This is a genomic window from Limnohabitans sp. 2KL-1 (assembly GCF_003063435.1).
GTDB lineage: Bacteria > Pseudomonadota > Gammaproteobacteria > Burkholderiales > Burkholderiaceae_C > Limnohabitans_A.
In genome coordinates this window covers 16,862-36,551 of the sequence record NZ_NESL01000004.1, presented here as the reverse complement: position 1 = coordinate 36,551, position 19,690 = coordinate 16,862, and the positions used below count along the sequence as shown (strand labels likewise).

Sequence of the window (19,690 nt, the reverse complement as noted above, 5' to 3'; positions counted from 1 at the left end):
CTGGAGCCGCGACGCGATCAGCGTGCGTAAACGTTCATGCCGGGGAAGAAGAAGGCAACTTCAGCGGCAGCAGTTTCAGGAGCGTCAGAGCCGTGCACAGCGTTGGCATCGATGCTGTCAGCGAAGTCAGCACGGATGGTGCCAGCAGCGGCTTTCTTGGGGTCGGTAGCGCCCATCAGGTCACGGTTCTTGGCGATGGCGTTCTCGCCTTGCAGGGCTTGAATCATCACGGGGCCGGAGATCATGAAATCAACCAGATCCTTGAAGAAAGGACGCTCTTTGTGCACTGCGTAAAACTGCTCGGCTTCGCCGCGCGACAGGTGAGCCATCTTGGCGGCGACCACTTTCAGGCCAGCAGCTTCGAAGCGGGCGTAGATCTGACCGATCACGTTTTTGGCGACAGCGTCGGGTTTGATGATGGAGAGTGTGCGTTCGATGGCCATGGTATTTCCTGTAACGAGGGTGTTTTAAAGCATTTTTGCCCTGCGGCAAAGCCCACTATTCTAACCTGAGCGAGACAACCACAAGGCCTGGAATGACCTCGCGAGCAAGGGGTGTAAGGCAGACCATCCGCGGGACGGCCTGCACACGCACTCAACGGCTGCGACCTGCGCCGCCTCGACCGCCACGTCCCGGGCCACCCGGGGCTTTTTTCAGACGGTTGAAACTTTCTGCGCCGATGTATTTGGCCTCGGTTTTCGGGGCATCTGACTTGGCGTGCAGGCCTGAACCTCCAGGGGCCTGGTTGGGTTTGGCGGCGGGTTTGGCACGCGGCACGGCCGAACCCGCCCTGCCCTGTCCGCCAGTGCGGGGACGACGGTCGTTGCGGTTGGTGCGTGCGGGATGGTCTGTGACGGGACGCGGGCGCTCGGCGGAGCCCGCTGCACGCATCAGCGAGCGGATGTCGGCTTCGTCCAGCTCCAGCCAAGCGCCGCGGCGCAGGCCGTGCGGCAGCACCATGGCACCGTAGCGTATGCGGATCAGGCGGCTGACGGCGTGGCCCACAGCCTCCATCATGCGACGGACTTCGCGGTTGCGGCCTTCGGAAATCGTGACGCGGTACCAACAGTTGGAGCCCTCGCCACCACCGTCCTCGATCGAGCCAAACTGGGCCGGACCATCGTCCAGCATCACGCCATCCAGCAGTTTTTGCTTTTCGTCCTTGCTCAAAGCACCCAACACGCGCACGGCGTACTCTCGCTCCAGGCCAAAGCGCGGGTGCATGAGCTGGTTGGCCAATTCGCCCGAGCTGGTGAACAGCAGCAGGCCTTCGGTGTTCAGGTCCAGACGGCCCACCGACTGCCACTTGCCATTTTGCAAGCGCGGCAATTTGCGAAACACCGAGGGACGGTTTTGCGGGTCGTCGTGACTGACGATTTCACCGGCCGGCTTGTGGTAGGCGATCACACGGGCAGGTGGCGGGTCAATGCGAATGCGAATGGGCTTGCCATCGACCTTGATCTGGTCACCATATTGAACACGCTGACCGACGTGGGCGGGTTCGTTGTTGACCGCGATGCGGCCTTCGGTGATGAGCTTTTCCATCTCCAGGCGTGACCCCATGCCGGCCTGAGCCAGCACTTTGTGCAACTTGGGCGAGTCCATCTGAGGGGCCAGCACGCGCTTGCCAAGGTCTTGCGCCACCGCCTCGGCGGCCTCTTCGTCATCGAACTGGCCGGACACCACATCCGCCAATGCAATCGCCTTGTAGGGGGCAGATGAAGCTGGCACCATCCCGTTTTTTCGGGATGCGTAGATGCCCGCAGATGCATCTTGGTCGTTTTGAGGTGTATCGGTCATGGGTTGAGGGGTTCTTCACCCTTGTGTGAGTTTGCGGGGTCCACATCCGGCAGATGGGGATGGGGCGGAATGTCTTGTTCGATTTCCTGCTCATCGCGAGCAGGCAACTCGGCCAGGGCTGCTTCCAGCGACAAGCTGCCCTGGGCCGGCACGTCGTCGAGCATGCCGGCCAGTGCCGACATGGGCGAATCAACCTGCGTAAGCAAGGGCAATTGGTCCAAAGAAGCCAGCCCCAGATCGTCCAGAAACTGGCGAGTGGTGGCAAAAAGGCTGGGGCGGCCGACGGTTTCGCGGTGGCCAATCACCTCAACCCAACCCCGATCTTCGAGTTGCTTGAGGATCTGCGAACCGATGGTCACACCGCGGATGTCTTCCATGTCGCCCCGGGTCACCGGCTGGCGATAGGCAATGATGGCCAGGGTTTCCAGCACGGCGCGGGTGTATTTGGGTGGTTTTTCGGGATGCAAGCGGTCCAGATAGGGGCGCAATTCCGGACGACTTTGAAAGCGCCAACCACTGGCAACTGTAGTGAGCTCCAGCCCTTTGGTGGCCCACTCCAGCTGCAGCTCCTGCAGCATTTGCCGCAAAGTATCTGATCCAAGCGCATCGTCAAACAAACTGCGCATGTCACGCAAGGACAAGGGCTGGCCTGCCGTCAGCAGGGCCGTTTCCAGGACACGCTTGGCTTGCGCCGTATTCATGGTGTCGGTCTTTCGGAAAAAAACGCCTCACGGCGTGTGGAGGAATAAAGGCAAAACCGAAGGATTGCCTCCAATGCGGCAGCAGCCACAAATGAGACCACTGATCCACAAAAAGAACAAGGCCAGATGGACTGGCCTCAGACTTGGGGGCTCAATTGTAACTGAGGCCCAAATTTTGCATGGCTTGGGCCATGTCCTCGGGTGGTGGGATGGTCAGATCAATGCTTTGGCCTGTGATCGGGTGCACGAAGGCCAGCCTCCAGGCGTGCAAAGCCTGACGGGTCATGCCCGCCAAAGGGGCCCCGCCGTAAACCGCATCCCCCAACAAGGGGTGACCCAGGTGTGCCATGTGGACCCTGATCTGATGGGTGCGCCCGGTGTGCAAGGTGCACTGCACCAAACAACAACGCTCTCCCTGAGCCAGCAATTGAACCGTGGTCGCTGCGGTCTTACCCGATTGGTGGCTCAGGTCCACCACAGCCATGCGCAAGCGATGGGTCGGGTCCCTGCCAATGGCCGCATCCACCGTGCGCGGCGATGGTCCGGTCCAGTTTTTGTGCGCCAAGGCCAAATACTGACGGTGCACGTCACGCGCGGCGATTTGGGCCACCAGCGCATCCATGGCCTGGCGCGTGCGGGCCACCACCATCAGGCCACTCGTATCCTTGTCCAGCCGGTGCACAATGCCCGCGCGGGGAACTTCGCTGGCCTGCGGGTCCAGGGCCAACAGGCCATTGAGCAGCGTGCCGCGCCAGTTGCCTGGTGCGGGGTGCACCACCAAGCCGGCTGGCTTGTGGATCACGCGCAAGTGTGCGTCTTCGAACACCACCTCGATGGGCATGGCTTCGGGCACAAACGCCGTCGACTGAGGCGTGGCCCGCAAAGTGATCTGCAGCTGATGCCCCCAGCGCACCTTGGCCGAAACCTTGGTTGTGACACGACCATCGACCAGGGCATCGCCTTGTTCGATCAATTGCTGAAGGTAGCTGCGCGAAAACTCGGGCACAAGTTGGGCAAAAACCCGGTCCAACCTTTGACCGTGCAAGGCCATGGGCACCGCCACCGTGCGCACCTCTTCCAGCGAAGCGTCTGCCAAGTGCTCAGCGTCCTCAGGCTGCTCGCCGGGGTCATGCATTTCGGGGTCGGTCGATATAATCAAAGCGTTCAACAATCAAGGTGTCACAGATGCGAAGCTTCAGATTATCGACGGTTCCAGCGGGCCTGGTTTTGGCCACGGGACTCTTTCTGAGCGGCTGCGCCACTACCCCCAAAGACCCGACCGCCGGCTGGAGCCCTGAAAAAATATACAGCGAAGCGCGTGATGAAGTGAACGCCGGGGCTTGGGACAAAGCGATTGGCTACTACGAAAAGCTCGAAGGCCGTGCTGCAGGTACCGCGCTGGCCCAACAGGCCCAGATCGACAAGGCCTTCGCCCAGTACAAAACCGGCGACAAAATCCAGGCCATTGCCACGCTCGACCGTTTCATCCGTCTGCACCCCACCAGCCCGGCGCTGGACTACGCGATCTACCTCAAAGGGCTGGTCAATTTCAACGACAACCTGGGCCTGTTCTCCTTCATCACGCGGCAAGACCTGTCCGAGCGAGATCAGAAAGCGGCCAAGGACTCTTACGAATCCTTTCGCGAGCTGACCACCCGTTTTCCAGACTCCAAATACAGTGCCGATGCGCGCCAGCGCATGACGCACATCGTCAACGCGCTGGCCGCCTATGAGGTCCATGTGGCCCGTTACTACGCCAGCAAAGGGGCGCATGTGGCGGCCGTCAACCGCGCTCAGCAAGCCATCGCCGACTACCCGGGTGTACCAGCGGTTGAAGAAGCCCTGGCCATCCTGGTCAGCTCTTACAAGGACATGGGCATGGGCATTCTCAGCAACGATGCCAAGCGCGTCCTCGAAAAGAACTTCCCCCAGTCAGCGTTCCTCAAAACAGAAGGCGCAGAAATCAAGCCTTCCCGCTGGTGGCGTCTGTGGTGAGCTGACGCAACGCGTCCAGAAAGGCAGCGTGGTCTTCCAGGCGGCGCATGGCAGGCAAGCCCCGCACCAAACGCCGGCCATAGGACATGGTGCTCAAACGGTTGTCACACACCACCAGAATCCCGCGATCGGTTTCACTGCGAATCAAGCGCCCTGCACCCTGTTTGAGTGACACAGCGGCCTCTGGCAAAGCGTGATCGGCAAACGCGCTCTTGCCCTGTTGCTCGATGCGCTGACTGCGCGCCTCGAACAAAGGATCTCCGGGTGGCGGAAAGGGCAATTTGTCGATGACCACGAGTTGCAAGGCATCACCTGGCACATCAAAACCCTCCCAAAATGAGGCCGAGGCCACCAGCACGCAGCCAGCACGCCCTTCGCCCCCGCCTTCCCGAAAACGCTCCATCAAGCGGCGCTTGGGACTTTGCCCCTGCACAAGCACCTCGATGTTCATGGCCGCATCGCATTGCGAATGAAGCTGCTCGCCAATGCTGCGCATGGCGTTCAAGGTGGTGGTCAGCACCAGCGTGCGCCCCCCCAAAATGGCCAGCGCTTCCATGACCAGCTGCCCCACCTGACGGGCATGTCCCGGATCGCCCGGACGCGGCAAATGCGGCGGCACATACAGGGCCGCTTGCTGCGCATAGTCAAACGGGCTGCTGACCTGCATGACCTGGGCCGATGTCAGACCACAGGGCTCTGTAAACCAGCGCAAACTCGGCTCATCGCCCAAGGTCGCCGAGGTGAAGATCCAGGCGCGCTGGCCCACGCCTTGCTCGGGTGATGACTCAGAGGGTGGCGAGTCCATTTGATCGGCCATGCGCGGCGCAAGCCACTCAAGGCCCTCCACATGATCCACCGGGGCATCCAGTGCGTTCAGTGCGTTCCGAAACAACGCATTGGCCTGCTCTTCGGACGAATCAGAAATCACAGCGGTGTCAACGGGCGGCAAGCGCTTGGCAGGCAAAGGCCGTGTCAGCGCTTGAAAAGTCTGCGCGATGTCCAGCGGTGCCTCCACCAGCCGCAGCTGCGCACTGACCTCGGCCCAGCGCACCCCTTCCGGGTTGGGCGCTTGGGCAAACAAGGCGCTGCGCTGGGAAAGTTCACGGGTGCGATCGGCCAGGCGCTGAAAGTCAGGGGCCAGCTCGCTGACCGTGTCCAAGCCGTTTTGCATCTGCAGCAATGCCGCAGACACAGCCTGCAATGCGTCAGCCCATTCAAAGGCATCCACCCCTTCTGGCTGCGAACCGGTCCAGCGCAATCGCACCGAACCTCGGTGCATGCCGGCAGCCAATCGCCAATCTCGGGCCGCTTTTTCCAGCTGGGCAGACAAGGCTTGCCAATCCACCAGGCCTCTGGCCAATTGCAAACCCGTGGCCAGCACATCGCGGCACAACTCGTGCAATTGCACCGTGGACAGCTGCTGGCCCAGAAAATTCACGCCGATCTCGTTGAGTTGGTGCGCCTCATCAAAAACAGTCACACGCACCGTCGGCAACAATTCGGCCACGCCCGACTCTCGCACCGACAGGTCGGCAAAAAACAGGTGATGGTTGATGACGACCACATCTGCGGCCATGGCCTCCTTGCGGGCCAGATTGACGTGACAAGCGCGGTAGCGCGGGCAAGTCGAGCCCAAACAGTTGTCACGGGTAGAGGTGACCAGCGGCCACAGCGGTGAACGCTCGTCCAGCCCGCTCAGTTCCGCCATGTCGCCCGTGCGGGTGGACTGAGCCCACGTCTCGATCTTGGCCAAGGCCCGCTGCGCGCCGGGTTGCGCCGATTCTGGGCTGTGGCGCGCCTGCTCCATGCGATGCAGACAAAGGTAATTGGACCGCCCCTTGAGCAAGGCCACCCGAATGGGCAGGCCGAGCACCTCGACCAGGCGCGGGATGTCACGGGAAAACAGTTGATCCTGCAACGCCTTGGTCGCGGTGGACACCAAAGCCCGCTGACCGCTGAGCAAAACAGGCACCAGGTAGGCATAGGTTTTGCCTGTTCCCGTGCCCGCCTCCACCACCAGCTGCCCCCCCTCCTGCACCGTCTGGCTGACGGCCATGGCCATGTCGGTTTGACCCTGCCTGGGCTGAAAACCCGGGACCGTCTGGGCCAGCACCCCATGGCCCGACAAGGTCTCGGCGACTCGCTGATCGAGCAAACTCAAGCGGGCTCCTTCGGTGCCAGCTGACGCTGCAGCTGGACCATCTGGTCCCGCAATGCCAGGCGGCGTTTTTTCATTCTGCGCAGGCGAAGTTCGTCCACCGTGCCATTCAAGGCACCCGCTTGATCAATCAGGGCATCCAGATCGGCATGCTCAATTTGCCAATCGATCAGCTGACGCTGGGGTGAACGCAGATCCTGGGGCCACTGCACGGGCTGGTCAGCGTTCATGGCCGCCCTGTCTGATCGGCCTGCTTGCCTTGCAAGCGCAGCTCGCGCTGCTCGGTACGCCAGGCACGCTCTTGGGCGTTCAGAGCCAACTCTTGCTGCCTGACCGGGTCCAAAGCTTGCCTGCGCGCACGGCGGGCCTCGGTCAGACAGGCATTGACTGCAAATTTTTGCCAGCAGGCCTGTTGCTGCTTTTCATACGCCACCAGTATCTCTTGGCGCTGCAGGGACAGCGCCTGTCTTTGACGGGCAAACTCTGCAGGAAGACCTGCCTCAAAAGTCGGCACAGCGCCTGCGTCCACGGGCAGCGATGCAGCCTGTGCCAGGAGCGGGCTTTGCGCCAAGCCAGCGAATCCGGTTTGTGCATGCAGGTTGTGCCCGGCCAGGCCGGCACCCCATAAAACCATCCAAAAAAGCCGCTGGCGTGTCATGTGATGTGTGTGTCCACAGTGCGATGCTCGAGCGCCAAAAACTCACTGGACTGCATTTCGTGCAGGCGCGAAACCGTTCGGGGAAATTCGTGCGACATGGGGCCCGATGTGTACAGCCCCTCGGGCGGCACCGCAGCCGACATGATGAGCTTGACGCGGCGGTCATACAGCACATCGATCAGCCAGGTAAAGCGCCGCGCCTCGGAGGCCATGCTCACAGGCATGTGCGGCACGTTGCTCAATAGCACCGTGTGGTATTGCGTGGCGATTTCGAGGTAATCGTTTTGCGAGCGGGGACCGCCGCAGATGGCCCGGAAGTCAAACCAAACCACATCACCGGCGCGGCGTTTGGCCATGATTTCGCGCGCCTCAATGTGCAACACCGGGTCTTCGTCCGGGCCCGTAGCCAGGCGGTTGAAGGCATCGTTCATCTCGGCGTCGGCCTGCTCGCCCAGCGGCGAGTGATAAAGCTTGACCATCTCCAGCGTGCGGCGGCGGTAATCGGTGCCGTTGTCCACATTGAGCACCTGCATCCGCTCGTTGAGCAAGGCGATGGCAGGCAGGATGCGGTCACGGTGCAGGCCGTCCGGGTACAGCCCATTGGGCTCGAAGTTGGACGTGGTGACAAAGCCCACGCCGTTGTCAAACAGCGCCACCAGCAAGCGATGCAGGATCATCGCGTCGGTGATGTCGGCCACATGGAACTCGTCAAAGCAAATCAGGCGGTATCGCTTGGCCATGCGCTTGCCCAACTCGTCCAGCGGGTTAACGGTCCCCTGAATGGCCGTGAGTTCGCGGTGCACTTCGCGCATGAACTCGTGAAAATGCAAACGAGTCTTGCGCTGAATGGGCACCGCTGCAAAAAAGCAGTCCATCAAGAAGCTTTTGCCTCGCCCTACCCCGCCAAACATGTACACCCCTTTGGGAATGGCGGGCCGACTCAGGAATTTACCAAGAAGACCGGAGCGTTTGGACTTGTACGCTGCCCACTCGCTGGCGCAGCGCTCCAGCGCCTCAATGGCGCGCAATTGAGCGGGATCGCTCTGGTAACCACGCTTTAAGAGTTCTTCTTCGTAAACGGCACGAACGGACATGGGTGGCTTGCTCTTCTATTCAAAACAAAACCCGGGACCAGGCCCGGGTTTTCACGGATGCAGAACTTTAACGCAACTGACCCGACACCGCAGTGCCGGGCATGTCTTGGGCTTAGAAGTTCAAGGTGCGCTTGTCCACCGCCAATGCGGCTTCCTTGGTGGCTTCGCTCAAGCTGGGGTGCGCGTGGCAGATGCGGGCGATGTCTTCGGCGCTGGCGCGGAACTCCATCGCCACCACCGCTTCTGAGATCAACTCGGACACCTGTGGGCCCACCATGTGAACGCCCAGGATTTCGTCGGTCGTGGCATCGGCCAGGAACTTCACCATGCCGGTGGTATCGCCCAAAGCGCGGGCACGGCCGTTCGCCAGGAACGGGAAGGTGCCGGCTTTGTAAGCCACGCCGTCGGCCTTGAGCTGCTGCTCAGTGCGGCCCACCCAAGCGATTTCGGGGCTGGTGTAGATGACCCAAGGGATGGTGTTGAAGTTGACGTGACCGTGTTGGCCAGCGATGCGCTCGGCCACGGCAACGCCCTCTTCTTCGGCTTTGTGCGCCAGCATCGGGCCACGCACCACGTCACCCACCGCCCAGACGCCGGGCAGGTTGGTTTTGCAATCAGCGTCCACCACGATCGCGCCGCGCTCGTCCAGCTGCAAGCCCACGGCTTCGGTGTTCAACCCGATGGTGTTGGGCACGCGGCCAATCGACACGATGAGCTTGTCAGCGTCGAGCACAATGGCTTCGCCTTTGGCGTTGGTGTAGTTGACGGTGACGCCTTTTTTGCCGTTGACGATCTCGCCGACTTTCACGCCGAGTTCGATCTTGAGGCCCTGCTTGTCGAAAGCCTTCTTGGCTTCTTTGGCGATTTGCTCGTCCACCGCGCCGAGGAATGTCGGCAGGCCTTCGAGGATGGTGACTTCTGCGCCCAGACGACGCCAGACCGAGCCCATTTCGAGGCCGATCACGCCAGAGCCAATGAGGGCCAGCTTCTTGGGCACAGCGCCCACGCGCAGTGCGCCGTCATTCGACAACACATTGACTTCGTCAAACGGGGTGCCAGGCAAAGCGCGGGCATTGGAGCCGGTGGCGATGATGACTTGCTTGGCCGTGATGGCCTCTTCGGTCTTGCCCGCCACGTTGATGGTGTAGCCGCCTTCGGCCTGGCCCGCAAAGCTGCCGCGACCGTGGAAGAACGTGACCTTGTTTTTCTTGAGCAGGTACAAAATGCCGTCGTTGTTTTGCTTCACAACGCTGTCCTTGCGGGCAATCATCTTGGCCACATCCATCTTCACGTCCTTGGCGGTGATGCCATGGTCTGCGAAGTGGTGGTTGGCATGCTCAAAGTGCTCGCTGGACTGCAACAAGGCTTTGGACGGGATGCAACCCACGTTGGTGCAGGTGCCGCCGGGCGCTGGGCCACCGGCAGCGTTTTTCCATTCGTCGATACAGGCGACCTGGAAACCGAGTTGTGCAGCGCGGATGGCTGCGATGTAGCCACCGGGGCCACCGCCGATGACAACGACGTCGAATTGTTTGCTCATGGTATTTGTCTTTTGGATGAAAAACGCCCCCTGTGCAGGGGGCATTCAAAACAAGGGAGTTTAGATGTCGAACAAGAGGCGGGCTGGGTCTTCCAGCGCTTCCTTCATCGCCACCAAGCCCAAGACGGCTTCGCGTCCGTCAATGATGCGGTGGTCATACGACATGGCGAAGTAGTTCATGGGGCGAACCACGACCTGGCCGTTTTCCACCATGGCGCGGTCTTTGGTCGCGTGAACGCCCAAAATCGCGGACTGGGGTGGGTTGATGATGGGGGTGGACATCATTGAGCCGAAAGTGCCACCGTTGGAGATGGAGAAGGTGCCGCCGGTCATCTCTTCGATGCCCAGCTTGCCGTCTTTGGCCTTCTGGCCGAATTCGGCGATCTTCTTCTCGATGTCGGCAAAGCTCATCTGGTCAGCGTTGCGCAAAATCGGCACCACCAGACCGCGAGGCGAGCCCACAGCGATACCGATGTCGAAGTAGCCGTGGTACACGATGTCGTTGCCGTCCACCGAGGCGTTGAGCACAGGGAATTTCTTCAGGGCATGCACAGCGGCCTTGACGAAGAAGCTCATGAAGCCGAGCTTGACGCCGTGTTCCTTCTCAAAACGCTCTTGCATGCGCTTGCGCATGTCCATGACCGGGGCCATGTTGATTTCGTTGAAGGTGGTCAGGATGGCGTTGGTCGACTGCGATTGCAGCAGACGCTCGGCCACGCGGGCGCGCAGACGGGTCATGGGCACGCGCTGCTCAGGGCGGTCACCCAGAGCAACAGCAGGCGCGGCCACCTGGGGCAAGGACTTGGTCGGTGCGCCTGTTGGGATGACAGCGGCAGTGGACTTGACGCCACCAGCCACAGCCGACAGCACATCGCCCTTTGTCACGCGGCCATCTTTGCCAGAGCCTGACACCGAGCCTGCGGCCAAGTTGTTGTCGGCCATCAGCTTGGCGGCGGCGGGCATGGCCACGCCAGCCATGTGGCCACCGGTGGCGGCCGCAGCGGCCACAGGTGCAGCGGCTGGGGCAGCAGCAGGCGCAGCTGCTGGAGCAGCAGCCACAGCACCGGCTTTGCCTTCGGTGTCGATGCGGGCAATCAGCTGCTCGGCCGCGACGGTGCCGCCATCGGCCACGAGGATTTCCGAGATCACGCCGGCCGCAGGGGCTGGCACTTCGAGCACCACCTTGTCGGTCTCGATTTCGATCAGGATTTCATCGGCTGCGACGGCTTCGCCGACTTTCTTTTTCCACTGCAGCATGGTGGCTTCGGCCACGGACTCGGAGAGTTGAGGAACTTTGACTTCTACGATCGCCATTTTGAATTCTCTTTAAAGGTTAAACGCAAGGTTGTTCTGGAAGATCACTTGGTCAGCACGAAGCCTTTGAGCTTGGCAAATGCCGCTTCGATCAGTGCTTTTTGCTGGTCCTGATGCAGGTGTGAATAACCCACCGCTGGCGATGCGGACGCTGCGCGACCGGCATAACCGAGCTTTTGACCTTCGAGCATGTTCTCGTGGATGTTGTGCTGGATGAAGAACCAGGCACCCTGGTTCTGTGGCTCGTCCTGGCACCACACGATGTCGGTGGCGTTGGGGTACTTCTTGATCTCGGCTGCAAAGGCCTTGTGCGGGAACGGATAGAGCTGTTCCACACGGATGATCGCGGTGTCGTCCGCGCCCTTGGCTTCGCGCTGCTTGACCAGGTCGTAATAGACCTTGCCCGAACAGGCGATCACGCGCTTGACCTTGTCGGCCTTGAGCGGCTTGTTCTCGGGGATCACGGTCTGGAAGCTGCCCTTGGTGAACTCGGACACAGGGGAAGTGGCGTCTTTGTTGCGCAGCAGCGACTTGGGCGTGAAGATGACCAAAGGCTTGCGCAGGTCGCGCACCATCTGGCGACGCAGCACATGGAAGATCTGGCTGGCCGTGGTCGGCTGCACGATCTGCATGTTGGTGTCGGCAGCCAGCTGCATGAAGCGTTCCACGCGGGCCGAGCTGTGCTCAGGGCCCTGACCTTCGTAGCCGTGCGGCAGCATCAGGGTCAGGCCGTTCACACGGCCCCACTTGACTTCGCCGGAGGCGATGAACTGGTCGATCACAACCTGCGCGCCGTTGGCGAAATCGCCGAACTGGGCTTCCCAGATCACCAGGGTGTTGGGGTCGTTCGAGGCATAACCGTATTCAAAGCCGAGCACGGCTTCTTCGGACAGGATCGAGTCAATGACGACGAACGGGGCCTGCTTGTCGGAGACGTTTTGCAGAGCGACGTACGTGCCGGTGTCCCACTTCTCACGCTTTTGATCATGGATCACGGCGTGGCGGTGCGTGAACGTGCCACGGCCGCAATCTTCGCCCGACAAACGCACGGGGTAGCCGCTGGCCACCAGGGATGCGAAAGCCATGTGCTCGCCCATGCCCCAGTCCACGGGAATGTCGCCACGACCCATGGCGGCGCGGTCGTCATAGACCTTCTTGACCAGTTGGTGCGGTGTCACCGATTCTGGGATGGTGGTGATCTTCTCGGCCAGACGTTTCCAGTCGGCCAGCGGGATCGAAGTGTCACCGGCATCAGTCCACTTCTTGCCCATGAAAGGTGCCCAGTCCACGGTGAACTTGGTCTTGAAGTTGGTCAACACCGGCTCGGTGGTGTTCTTGCCCGCATCCAAAGCAGCGCGGTAGGCCTTGGCCATGTCGTCACCGATGGTCTCGCCCAGGCCTTGCGTGGCCAGCTTGTCGGCAAACAGCTTGCGGGTACCGGGGTGTGCGCTGATCTTCTTGTACATCAGCGGCTGGGTCAACGCAGGCGTGTCCTGCTCGTTGTGGCCCAACTTGCGGAAGCACACCACGTCCAGCACCACGTCCTTGCGGAAGGTCATGCGGTATTCCAGCGCCAGCTGGGTGGCCAGCACAACGGCCTCGGGATCGTCACCGTTGACGTGCAACACAGGCGCTTCGACCATCTTGACGATGTCCGTGCAGAACACGCTCGAGCGCATGTCACGCGGGTCAGAGGTGGTGAAACCGATCTGGTTGTTGATGATGATGTGCACGGTGCCGCCAGTGGAGTAGCCACGGGTCTGCGCCAGCGCCAAGGTTTCCTGGTTCACGCCCTGACCGCCGAAAGCGGAGTCACCGTGCACCAGCACGGGCAGCACTTGCTGGCCCAGCGGGTCGTTGCGGCGGTCCATGCGGGCACGCACCGAGCCTTCAACCACAGGGTTGACGATTTCCAGGTGCGAAGGGTTGAACGCCAGCGAGAGGTGAACCGGGCCGCCGGGGGTGTTCACATCCGAGCTGAAACCTTGGTGGTATTTCACGTCACCGGCAGGCAGCTCTTCGGGGGCGGTGTGGTCGAACTCGGCAAACAGGTCCGCAGGCAGCTTGCCCATGGTGTTGACCAGCACGTTCAGGCGGCCACGGTGGGCCATGCCGATCACGACTTCCTGCACGCCTTGAGCACCGGCTTGCTGGATCAGCTCGTCCATCGCCGCAATGAAGCTTTCGCCGCCTTCGAGAGAGAAACGCTTTTGGCCGACGTACTTGGTGTGCAAATAACGCTCCAGGCCTTCGGCAGCCGTCAGGCGATCGAGGATTTGCTTTTTCTTGTCGGCACCGAAGTTGGACTTGCTGCGGATGCTTTCAAGCTTTTGCTGCCACCAGCGCTTTTCAGCCTGCTCGGTGGTGTACATGTACTCAGCGCCCAGCGTGCCGCAGTAGGTTTCGCGCAGCGCATTGAGCAGCTCGCGCAAAGACATGTTGTTTTTGCCGAAGAACGTGTTGCTGGTGTCGAACACGGTTTCTTGGTCGGCATCGGTGAAACCGTAGAAAGCGGGGTCGAGGTCAGGAATATTGGGGCGCTCGGTGCGCTTGAGCGGGTCCAGATCAGCCCAGCGTTGACCGACGTTGCGGTAAGCGGCAATCAGCTGCTGCACGGCGGTGCGCTTGCGGCCCATTTCGACGTTTTCGCTGGCCATGACGACCTTGGTGCCGCCGGCTTTGGCGCGCTCTGCGAAAGCGTTGATGACGGGCAGGTGCGGCACGTCTTTGGCATTGGAGCCGTCGACTGCGGGAACGTGTTGGAGGGCGTCGAAGTATTCGCGCCAGGAGTCAGGCACGCTGCCTGGGTTGGCCAGGTAGTTCTCATACATCTCTTCGACGTATGGGCCGTTACCTCCGAAAAGGTGGGTGTTGCCTGAATAGGCAGCGTAGACGGAATTAGTCTCGCTCATATTTCGCTGACCTCCGTTTCCCTCTGGGAAACATAAGTTGGTTGATTTTTACCTTCCGCGACACGGCTGAACCGGTTGGCGGATGCGACTGTGGCAGGGGAAGGGCCTGAGTACAGCGCGCATTGTGCCATGGCTTGTCCGATGTCTAACTTACAGGTTCAAGAGGTGACGGTGAAAAAAGACCCCGCCAATGGCGAGGTCCTGATGTTTTAGCCTTTGATCAGATCGACGATCTGCTGCAACGCAGCCGGATCATCCATCGTGGTCAGGTCACCGGGGTCGCGGCCTTCGGCCACCGCCTGAATGGCCCGGCGCAGCAGTTTGCCGCTGCGCGTCTTGGGCAAGGCCGAGACAAAGAACACCCGAGATGGCCGGGCCACCGCGCCCAGCTGTGAGTCCACCACCTTCATGACTTCGCCTTCGAGCTTGAGGCGCGCTGCCGCATCCGTCAGCCCCGAAGTGTCTTTGGCAATCGCAAACGCCATGGCCACCTGCCCTTTGAGCTGATCGGCCACACCGACCACCGCCACTTCGGCCACATTGGGGTGGCTGGAGATGCTTTCCTCGATCTCGCGGGTGCCCAGGCGGTGACCGGCGACGTTGATCACGTCGTCGGTTCGGCCCAAGATGAAGTAATACCCGTCTTCATCGCGCACAGCCCAGTCGAAGGTGCTGTAGACCAGTTTGCCCGGCACGGCCTTCCAGTAGGTTTTGACGAAACGATCGTCGTCGCCCCAGATGGTTTGCAGGTTGCCGGGGGGCAGTGGGCCCTCGATGGTCAAGACGCCCTTCTGGTTGGCCCCGGTCAGCTCTTCGCCGGTCTGGTCATCGACCAGTTTGACGTTGTAGCCATAAATGGCTTTGCCGGGAGAGCCGAACTTACTGGGCGCTTTTTCTACGCCGTTGCAGATGCTCAAGATCGGCCAGCCGGTTTCGGTCTGCCAATAGTTGTCGATGATGGCCTTGCCGTTGAGGCCTTCGGAAATCCACTTGGCGGTGGGCTCGTCGAGCGGTTCACCGGCCAGGAACAGCGCCTGCAGGCTGGACAGGTCGTATTTAGAGAGCAGCGCCGGGTCCTGCTTTTTGAGCACGCGTATGGCCGTGGGCGCGCTGAACATGACGTTGACCTTGTACTTTTCGACCAGGCTCCACCAGATGCCGCCATCGGGACGGATGGGCAGACCCTCGTACATGATGGTGGCCATGCCACCGATCAACGGACCGTAAATGATGTAGCTGTGGCCCACGACCCAGCCGATGTCGCTGGTGCAGAAAAACGTGCCGCCGGGCTTGCCCTGAAAGATGTGCGGCATGCTGGCCGCCAACGCCACGGTGTAGCCGCCGGTGTCGCGCTGCACGCCTTTGGGTTTGCCGGTGGTGCCGGAGGTGTACAAGGTGTAGCTGGAGTGGGTGGACTCAACCCACTCGCAAGGCACCACAGTATGAATGTGCTTGGCGCGCTCGGTGGCGTAATCCACATCGCGGCCGGCCACAGGCGTGAAAGCGGCCAATTGGCGGTCCACCATGATCACGTTGGCAGGCTTGTGGGCCGACAACTGGATGGCTTCGTCGAGCAGCGGCTTGTAAGGCACGCCCTTGCCGCCGCGCGAGCCGGCATCGGCGCTGATGATGACCTTGGGCGAAGCGTCTTCGATGCGGGTGGCCAGCGAATGGGATGCAAAACCGCCGAACACCACCGAATGGATGGCCCCCAGACGGACGCAAGCCAGCATGGCGAATGCGGCCTCGGCAATCATGGGCATGTAAATCAGCACACGGTCACCCTTGACCACGCCCAGGTCTTTCAAGATCGCCGCCATGCGCTGCACTTCGGCATGCAGGTCACGGAAAGTGTAGATTTTTTCCTGATCGGTTTCGGTTGAGACGAAGATCAGCGCAGGCTGGTCGGCACGCTCGGCCAGGTGGCGGTCCACCGCGTTGTGGCACAGGTTGGTCTGGCCACCCACGAACCACTTGGCAAACGGTGGGTTGCTGTAGTCGCAAATTTGCTGGGGCGGGACTTTCCAGTCCACCAGCTTGGCCTGCTCGGCCCAGAAAGCGTCGCGGTCGTTGATCGAGCGTGTGTGAAAGTCAGCAAAGCTGCCCATGAAAGTCTCCTGAAAACCCAGAAAAAAGAACCCTTGAGAGAAGGCGATGTCAAAACACCCGCACACTCTTCTGAATTCATAATTATGGGCAAAGGACTTGCAACAAGCTGACTCTGAAAAACCCCAGACAAACCGTCAACACCGGGACAGGCAGCGCCCTGCCCGCCGGTCAAACCCTCACTTGAACAGGCTTTGCAACAGCTTGAAATCCGGGTGCTCGGCCGTGCGAATCCACTCGAAGGCCACCATCTCGGCGGTCACCAGCTCGGCACCGGCTCCGGCCAGACGGTCATAAGCCGCATCGCGGTTGCGCTCGGTGCGCGAGCTGCAGGCATCGGTCACCACCCACACCTCAAACTCGTCTTCCAGCAAATCCAGCGCTGTTTGCATCAGGCAGATGTGGGCCTCGCACCCGGCCAACACAATGGTTTTGCGCTCTTCGGCCCCCGCTTGGGGCTTTTGCAAATGGCGCGGCAAGCTGCGGGCATTGCCACGCGGGGCCTGAGGAGGCTCGGGCTGCAGCCATTCGCCAAGGCCCTCTTCGACCGCACTGAACTGCATCTTGGCCAGAACCTGGCGGCAATGGCCGCGGATTTCAGCAGGCATCTCGCCCAGACGCGAAGGATTTTGCTCAGTGCCCCAAACCGGCATGCCCAAGGCTGCGGCCAGCTCGGCCAGACGGGCAGCATTGGCCCAGGCGGCATCGGCTTCAAACATCGCAGGCTTGAGCCGTGCCTGGAAATCCACCAACACCAACTGACTCTCTTCAACATCGATCAACATAAGCACCCCATTTCAGATGGCCCCGATTGTCGCAGGCGCGAGCAAGCCTACAGACAAACAGTTACCCATCCAAGTGGTTCAAAAGGGTTCAATTCACAAGGATCAGGTATGCTTGCCCGCTTATGCGTTTGTTGATCATTTCATTTCTCTGGTTTGCCCTGTCATCTGCGGCGCAAGCCGCCCCGCAGGACGAGGACGTCACCAAGTCGGCGGCCGACAAAAGCATGGTCTCTCATTTGACCGACCAACTCTATGGCGCCAAGGACAAAGCCAGCGACAAAGCCACGGGTCTGATCACCCAAGCCATGGGTTTGTTGGGGGTGCCCTACAAACGCGGCGGCAGCAGCGAGGCCTCCGGCTTTGATTGCAGCGGCTTTGTGCGCCACCTCTATGAAAAATCGGTGGGTCGTTTGCTGCCCCACCGCGCAGAGGAGCAGGCCCGGTCCACTGAGGTGATCGATCGCAGCGAACTTCAACCCGGTGACCTGGTGTTTTTCAACACCATGAAGCGCACATTCAGTCACGTCGGTATTTACTTGGGCGATGGCAAATTCATCCATTCGCCCCGCACTGGCAAATCGGTCAAAGTCGAAGACATGCGCAGCGCCTATTGGCAACAACGCTTCAACGGTGCCCGGCGGGTCCCGCTGGACACTGAATCCGGCAAACCATGAAAACACAAATCGACCATCTGGTGGTCATGGCCTCGTCCCTCGAAGCGGGCGTCGAGTGGTGTGAAAACACTTTAGGCATCACGCCCGGCAGCGGTGGAGAGCATGAAAAGTACGGCACCCACAACCGACTGTTCAAGATCGCCACGCCTGCCTACCCACTGGCCTACTTTGAAATCATCGCCATCAACCCCAAGGCCTCAATACCCCCGCGCGCACAGGTGACGCGCTGGTTCGACATGGACGACAAGGTCTTGCAAAAGGCGGTGGCGCAAGAGCCCCGGTTGATCCACTTTGTCAGCAGCACCGACGACATCAAAGCTGCACGGCATGTTTTGCGGACCCAGGGCATTGAACGCGGCCAGGTGGTCCATGCCAGCCGAAAGTCCGGCAAGGGCACACTTCATTGGCAAATCACTGTGCGCGAAGACGGGGAGCGGCTGTTCAACGGCACCTTGCCCACCTTGATCCAGTGGGGCAAGCCCGATGCCTCCGACCCACTGCGCCTGCACCCGCGCAACAGCTTGCCCCGCTCAGGTGTCTCTTTGCAAAGCCTGACGGTCAGCCACCCCAGTGCAGACAAACTGCAAGCCGCTTATGACGCCATCGGCCTGAGTGGTGTGCAAATTGAAACGGGGCCGAACTACATCACCGCCACACTGCAAACCCCCAAAGGCCTGATTCAGCTGCACAGCCAAGGCTTGTGATCACGCCTCTTCGGGCAAAGTGGCCAGCAAGGCCATACCGATCAACATCACCAAAGCCGTCAGCCAAAGCGCTCCTTTGAAGCTGCCCGAAGCCTGCGCCATGGCCCCAGCGACCATCGGTGCCAGCATTTGGGCTGCCCCGTAACTCAAAGTCAAACGTGCCATGGCTTTGCCCGGGTTGCTGGGTGCGCGGCGTCCAACCAAGGCCAACGTCAGGCTGACAATGCCAATGAAAGTGGCTCCGTAACCCAACGCAGCCCCCAGCGCTGCCGCCAGCGAGCCGGACAAGGCGGGCAGCACAATGGCCACCGTTTGCAGACCGTAAGCGAACAACAAAGCGCGTATGTCGCCCACGCGCCGAGCCACTAGATCCCATACAAAAACAGCCGGCATGGCAGCCAGCCCCACCAGCGCCCAAACCCAAGGCCCGTGGCTGGCCAAAGCCGGTTCGCGCTCAACAATGGTCACGGTGAAAGTCGCGCTGATCACAAACCCCCAGCCGGCGGCGAAATAACTCAATGCCAGCGTCCACATCCAGCGGCGTGATATCGGAGGCATCCCCTGCGCAGCGGCCGTCAAACCTGACGCTGGAGGCACCGGAGGGCGCCATCGCCAAGCTGGCACGAAAAAAACCAATCCCAATGCCGCAAAAGCGAGCCATTGATCGGACCATGACGACCAAAGCCTCGACAAGGCCAAGACGCCCAAAGCCGTCACGACAATGCCCAGCCCAATGCCCATGAAAAAAATGCCCAGCTCAGGCCTGCGGCCTTGCCGCATCAGCCAGCCCAGCACCAGGCCCGAGCCCAGCAACATGCCCGTGGCACCACACAGACCGCCCAGGAAGCGCCACAGCATCCATGAGGGCAACCAGTTCGACAATGCCATCGCCGCCGTGGTGAGCAAGGCCATCCACAAACCCATGCTGTAGAAGCGATGCCGCCAATGCACATCGTCCATCCACGCCGCCACCAAGGCTCCGGCGATGTATCCGGCGTAATTGACGGCGGCAAGCGCACCGGCTGCAGCATCACTCAAACCGGTTTGTTGCTGCAATGCAGGCAACATCGGTGTGTAGGCAAAACGTGCCAGTCCGATGGTCAACACCAGACCACAGATGCCGCCCAGCACAACTTGCCAGGGGTGCAACGGACGAACTTGAGCAGGGTTGCTTTGAGACATTTCAGGCTCAAGTATCCACGCAATGTGAGCAGTGAACCGGCTTTCCTCTTCAGCCGGTGACACCTTG

Annotated in this window: 17 protein-coding genes; 3 read left to right on the top strand and 14 right to left on the bottom strand. The window is 60.8% G+C overall.

Features of this window, described 5'->3' with window-relative positions; translation table 11 throughout:
* Positions 1-17: 17 nt before the first annotated feature.
* From ndk to B9Z47_RS10660, 4 genes are all read right to left on the bottom strand, one after another.
* Positions 18-443: a nucleoside-diphosphate kinase gene (ndk, locus tag B9Z47_RS10675; RefSeq protein ID WP_108331254.1), complete on the bottom strand. Its 426-nt coding sequence runs from the start codon at positions 441-443 to the stop codon at positions 18-20.
* 151 nt (positions 444-594) lie between these two features.
* Positions 595-1,800, bottom strand: coding sequence for a pseudouridine synthase (locus B9Z47_RS10670; RefSeq protein ID WP_108331253.1), 1,206 nt, complete (start codon positions 1,798-1,800; stop codon positions 595-597).
* Entirely contained in the window at positions 1,797-2,501 is a 705-nt protein-coding gene (scpB, locus tag B9Z47_RS10665) for an SMC-Scp complex subunit ScpB (RefSeq protein ID WP_108331252.1), read from the bottom strand. Before scpB ends, B9Z47_RS10670 begins: the two co-directional genes overlap by 4 nt.
* Positions 2,502-2,652: 151 nt before the next feature.
* A complete protein-coding gene (locus B9Z47_RS10660) occupies positions 2,653-3,636 on the bottom strand; it encodes an RluA family pseudouridine synthase (protein WP_108331251.1) in 984 nt (327 codons plus the stop codon).
* Between the two features lie 50 nt (positions 3,637-3,686).
* On the opposite strand from B9Z47_RS10660, the gene B9Z47_RS10655 reads away from it, so the two are divergent.
* Complete coding sequence (locus tag B9Z47_RS10655) at positions 3,687-4,496, top strand: outer membrane protein assembly factor BamD (protein WP_108331250.1); 810 nt, start codon at positions 3,687-3,689, stop codon at positions 4,494-4,496.
* Here B9Z47_RS10655 and B9Z47_RS10650 read toward each other — a convergent pair.
* From B9Z47_RS10650 to B9Z47_RS10610, 9 genes are all read right to left on the bottom strand, one after another.
* Positions 4,465-6,657, bottom strand: a complete 2,193-nt coding sequence (locus B9Z47_RS10650) for an ATP-dependent DNA helicase (protein ID WP_108331249.1) — start codon at positions 6,655-6,657, stop codon at positions 4,465-4,467. The two genes, B9Z47_RS10655 and B9Z47_RS10650, sit on opposite strands and share 32 nt — an antisense overlap.
* Positions 6,654-6,884 carry a DUF465 domain-containing protein gene (locus B9Z47_RS10645; protein ID WP_108331248.1) on the bottom strand — a complete coding sequence of 77 codons (231 nt, stop codon included), beginning with the start codon at positions 6,882-6,884 and terminating at the stop codon, positions 6,654-6,656. Before B9Z47_RS10645 ends, B9Z47_RS10650 begins: the two co-directional genes overlap by 4 nt.
* On the bottom strand, positions 6,881-7,312 hold the full coding sequence (locus tag B9Z47_RS10640; protein WP_108331247.1) for a hypothetical protein: 432 nt from the start codon (positions 7,310-7,312) through the stop codon (positions 6,881-6,883). The genes B9Z47_RS10645 and B9Z47_RS10640 overlap by 4 nt, the downstream gene beginning before the upstream one ends.
* Entirely contained in the window at positions 7,309-8,406 is a 1,098-nt protein-coding gene (zapE, locus tag B9Z47_RS10635) for a cell division protein ZapE (RefSeq protein ID WP_108331246.1), read from the bottom strand. The genes B9Z47_RS10640 and zapE overlap by 4 nt, the downstream gene beginning before the upstream one ends.
* A 112-nt stretch (positions 8,407-8,518) precedes the next feature.
* Positions 8,519-9,946: a dihydrolipoyl dehydrogenase gene (lpdA, locus tag B9Z47_RS10630; RefSeq protein ID WP_108331439.1), complete on the bottom strand. Its 1,428-nt coding sequence runs from the start codon at positions 9,944-9,946 to the stop codon at positions 8,519-8,521.
* A gap of 60 nt (positions 9,947-10,006) precedes the next feature.
* On the bottom strand, positions 10,007-11,260 hold the full coding sequence (gene odhB, locus B9Z47_RS10625) for a 2-oxoglutarate dehydrogenase complex dihydrolipoyllysine-residue succinyltransferase (RefSeq protein WP_108331245.1): 1,254 nt from the start codon (positions 11,258-11,260) through the stop codon (positions 10,007-10,009).
* Positions 11,261-11,304: 44 nt separating this feature from the next.
* Positions 11,305-14,172 carry a 2-oxoglutarate dehydrogenase E1 component gene (locus tag B9Z47_RS10620; RefSeq protein WP_108331244.1) on the bottom strand — a complete coding sequence of 956 codons (2,868 nt, stop codon included), beginning with the start codon at positions 14,170-14,172 and terminating at the stop codon, positions 11,305-11,307.
* Between the two features lie 209 nt (positions 14,173-14,381).
* Positions 14,382-16,280, bottom strand: a complete 1,899-nt coding sequence (locus tag B9Z47_RS10615; protein ID WP_108331243.1) for a propionate--CoA ligase — start codon at positions 16,278-16,280, stop codon at positions 14,382-14,384.
* 177 nt (positions 16,281-16,457) lie between these two features.
* Entirely contained in the window at positions 16,458-17,063 is a 606-nt protein-coding gene (locus B9Z47_RS10610; RefSeq protein WP_108331242.1) for an isochorismatase family protein, read from the bottom strand.
* 122 nt (positions 17,064-17,185) lie between these two features.
* On the opposite strand from B9Z47_RS10610, the gene B9Z47_RS10605 reads away from it, so the two are divergent.
* Together B9Z47_RS10605 and B9Z47_RS10600 are read left to right on the top strand one after the other, a co-directional pair.
* On the top strand, positions 17,186-17,737 hold the full coding sequence (locus tag B9Z47_RS10605) for a C40 family peptidase (protein ID WP_108331241.1): 552 nt from the start codon (positions 17,186-17,188) through the stop codon (positions 17,735-17,737).
* A complete protein-coding gene (locus tag B9Z47_RS10600; RefSeq protein ID WP_108331240.1) occupies positions 17,734-18,441 on the top strand; it encodes a VOC family protein in 708 nt (235 codons plus the stop codon). The genes B9Z47_RS10605 and B9Z47_RS10600 overlap by 4 nt, the downstream gene beginning before the upstream one ends.
* Here the strand turns inward: B9Z47_RS10600 and B9Z47_RS10595 are convergent, their stop codons facing one another.
* Positions 18,442-19,623 (bottom strand): YbfB/YjiJ family MFS transporter, encoded by a 1,182-nt coding sequence (locus B9Z47_RS10595; RefSeq protein ID WP_108331239.1) that lies wholly within the window; start codon positions 19,621-19,623, stop codon positions 18,442-18,444.
* Between the last annotated feature and the right edge of the window lie 67 nt (positions 19,624-19,690).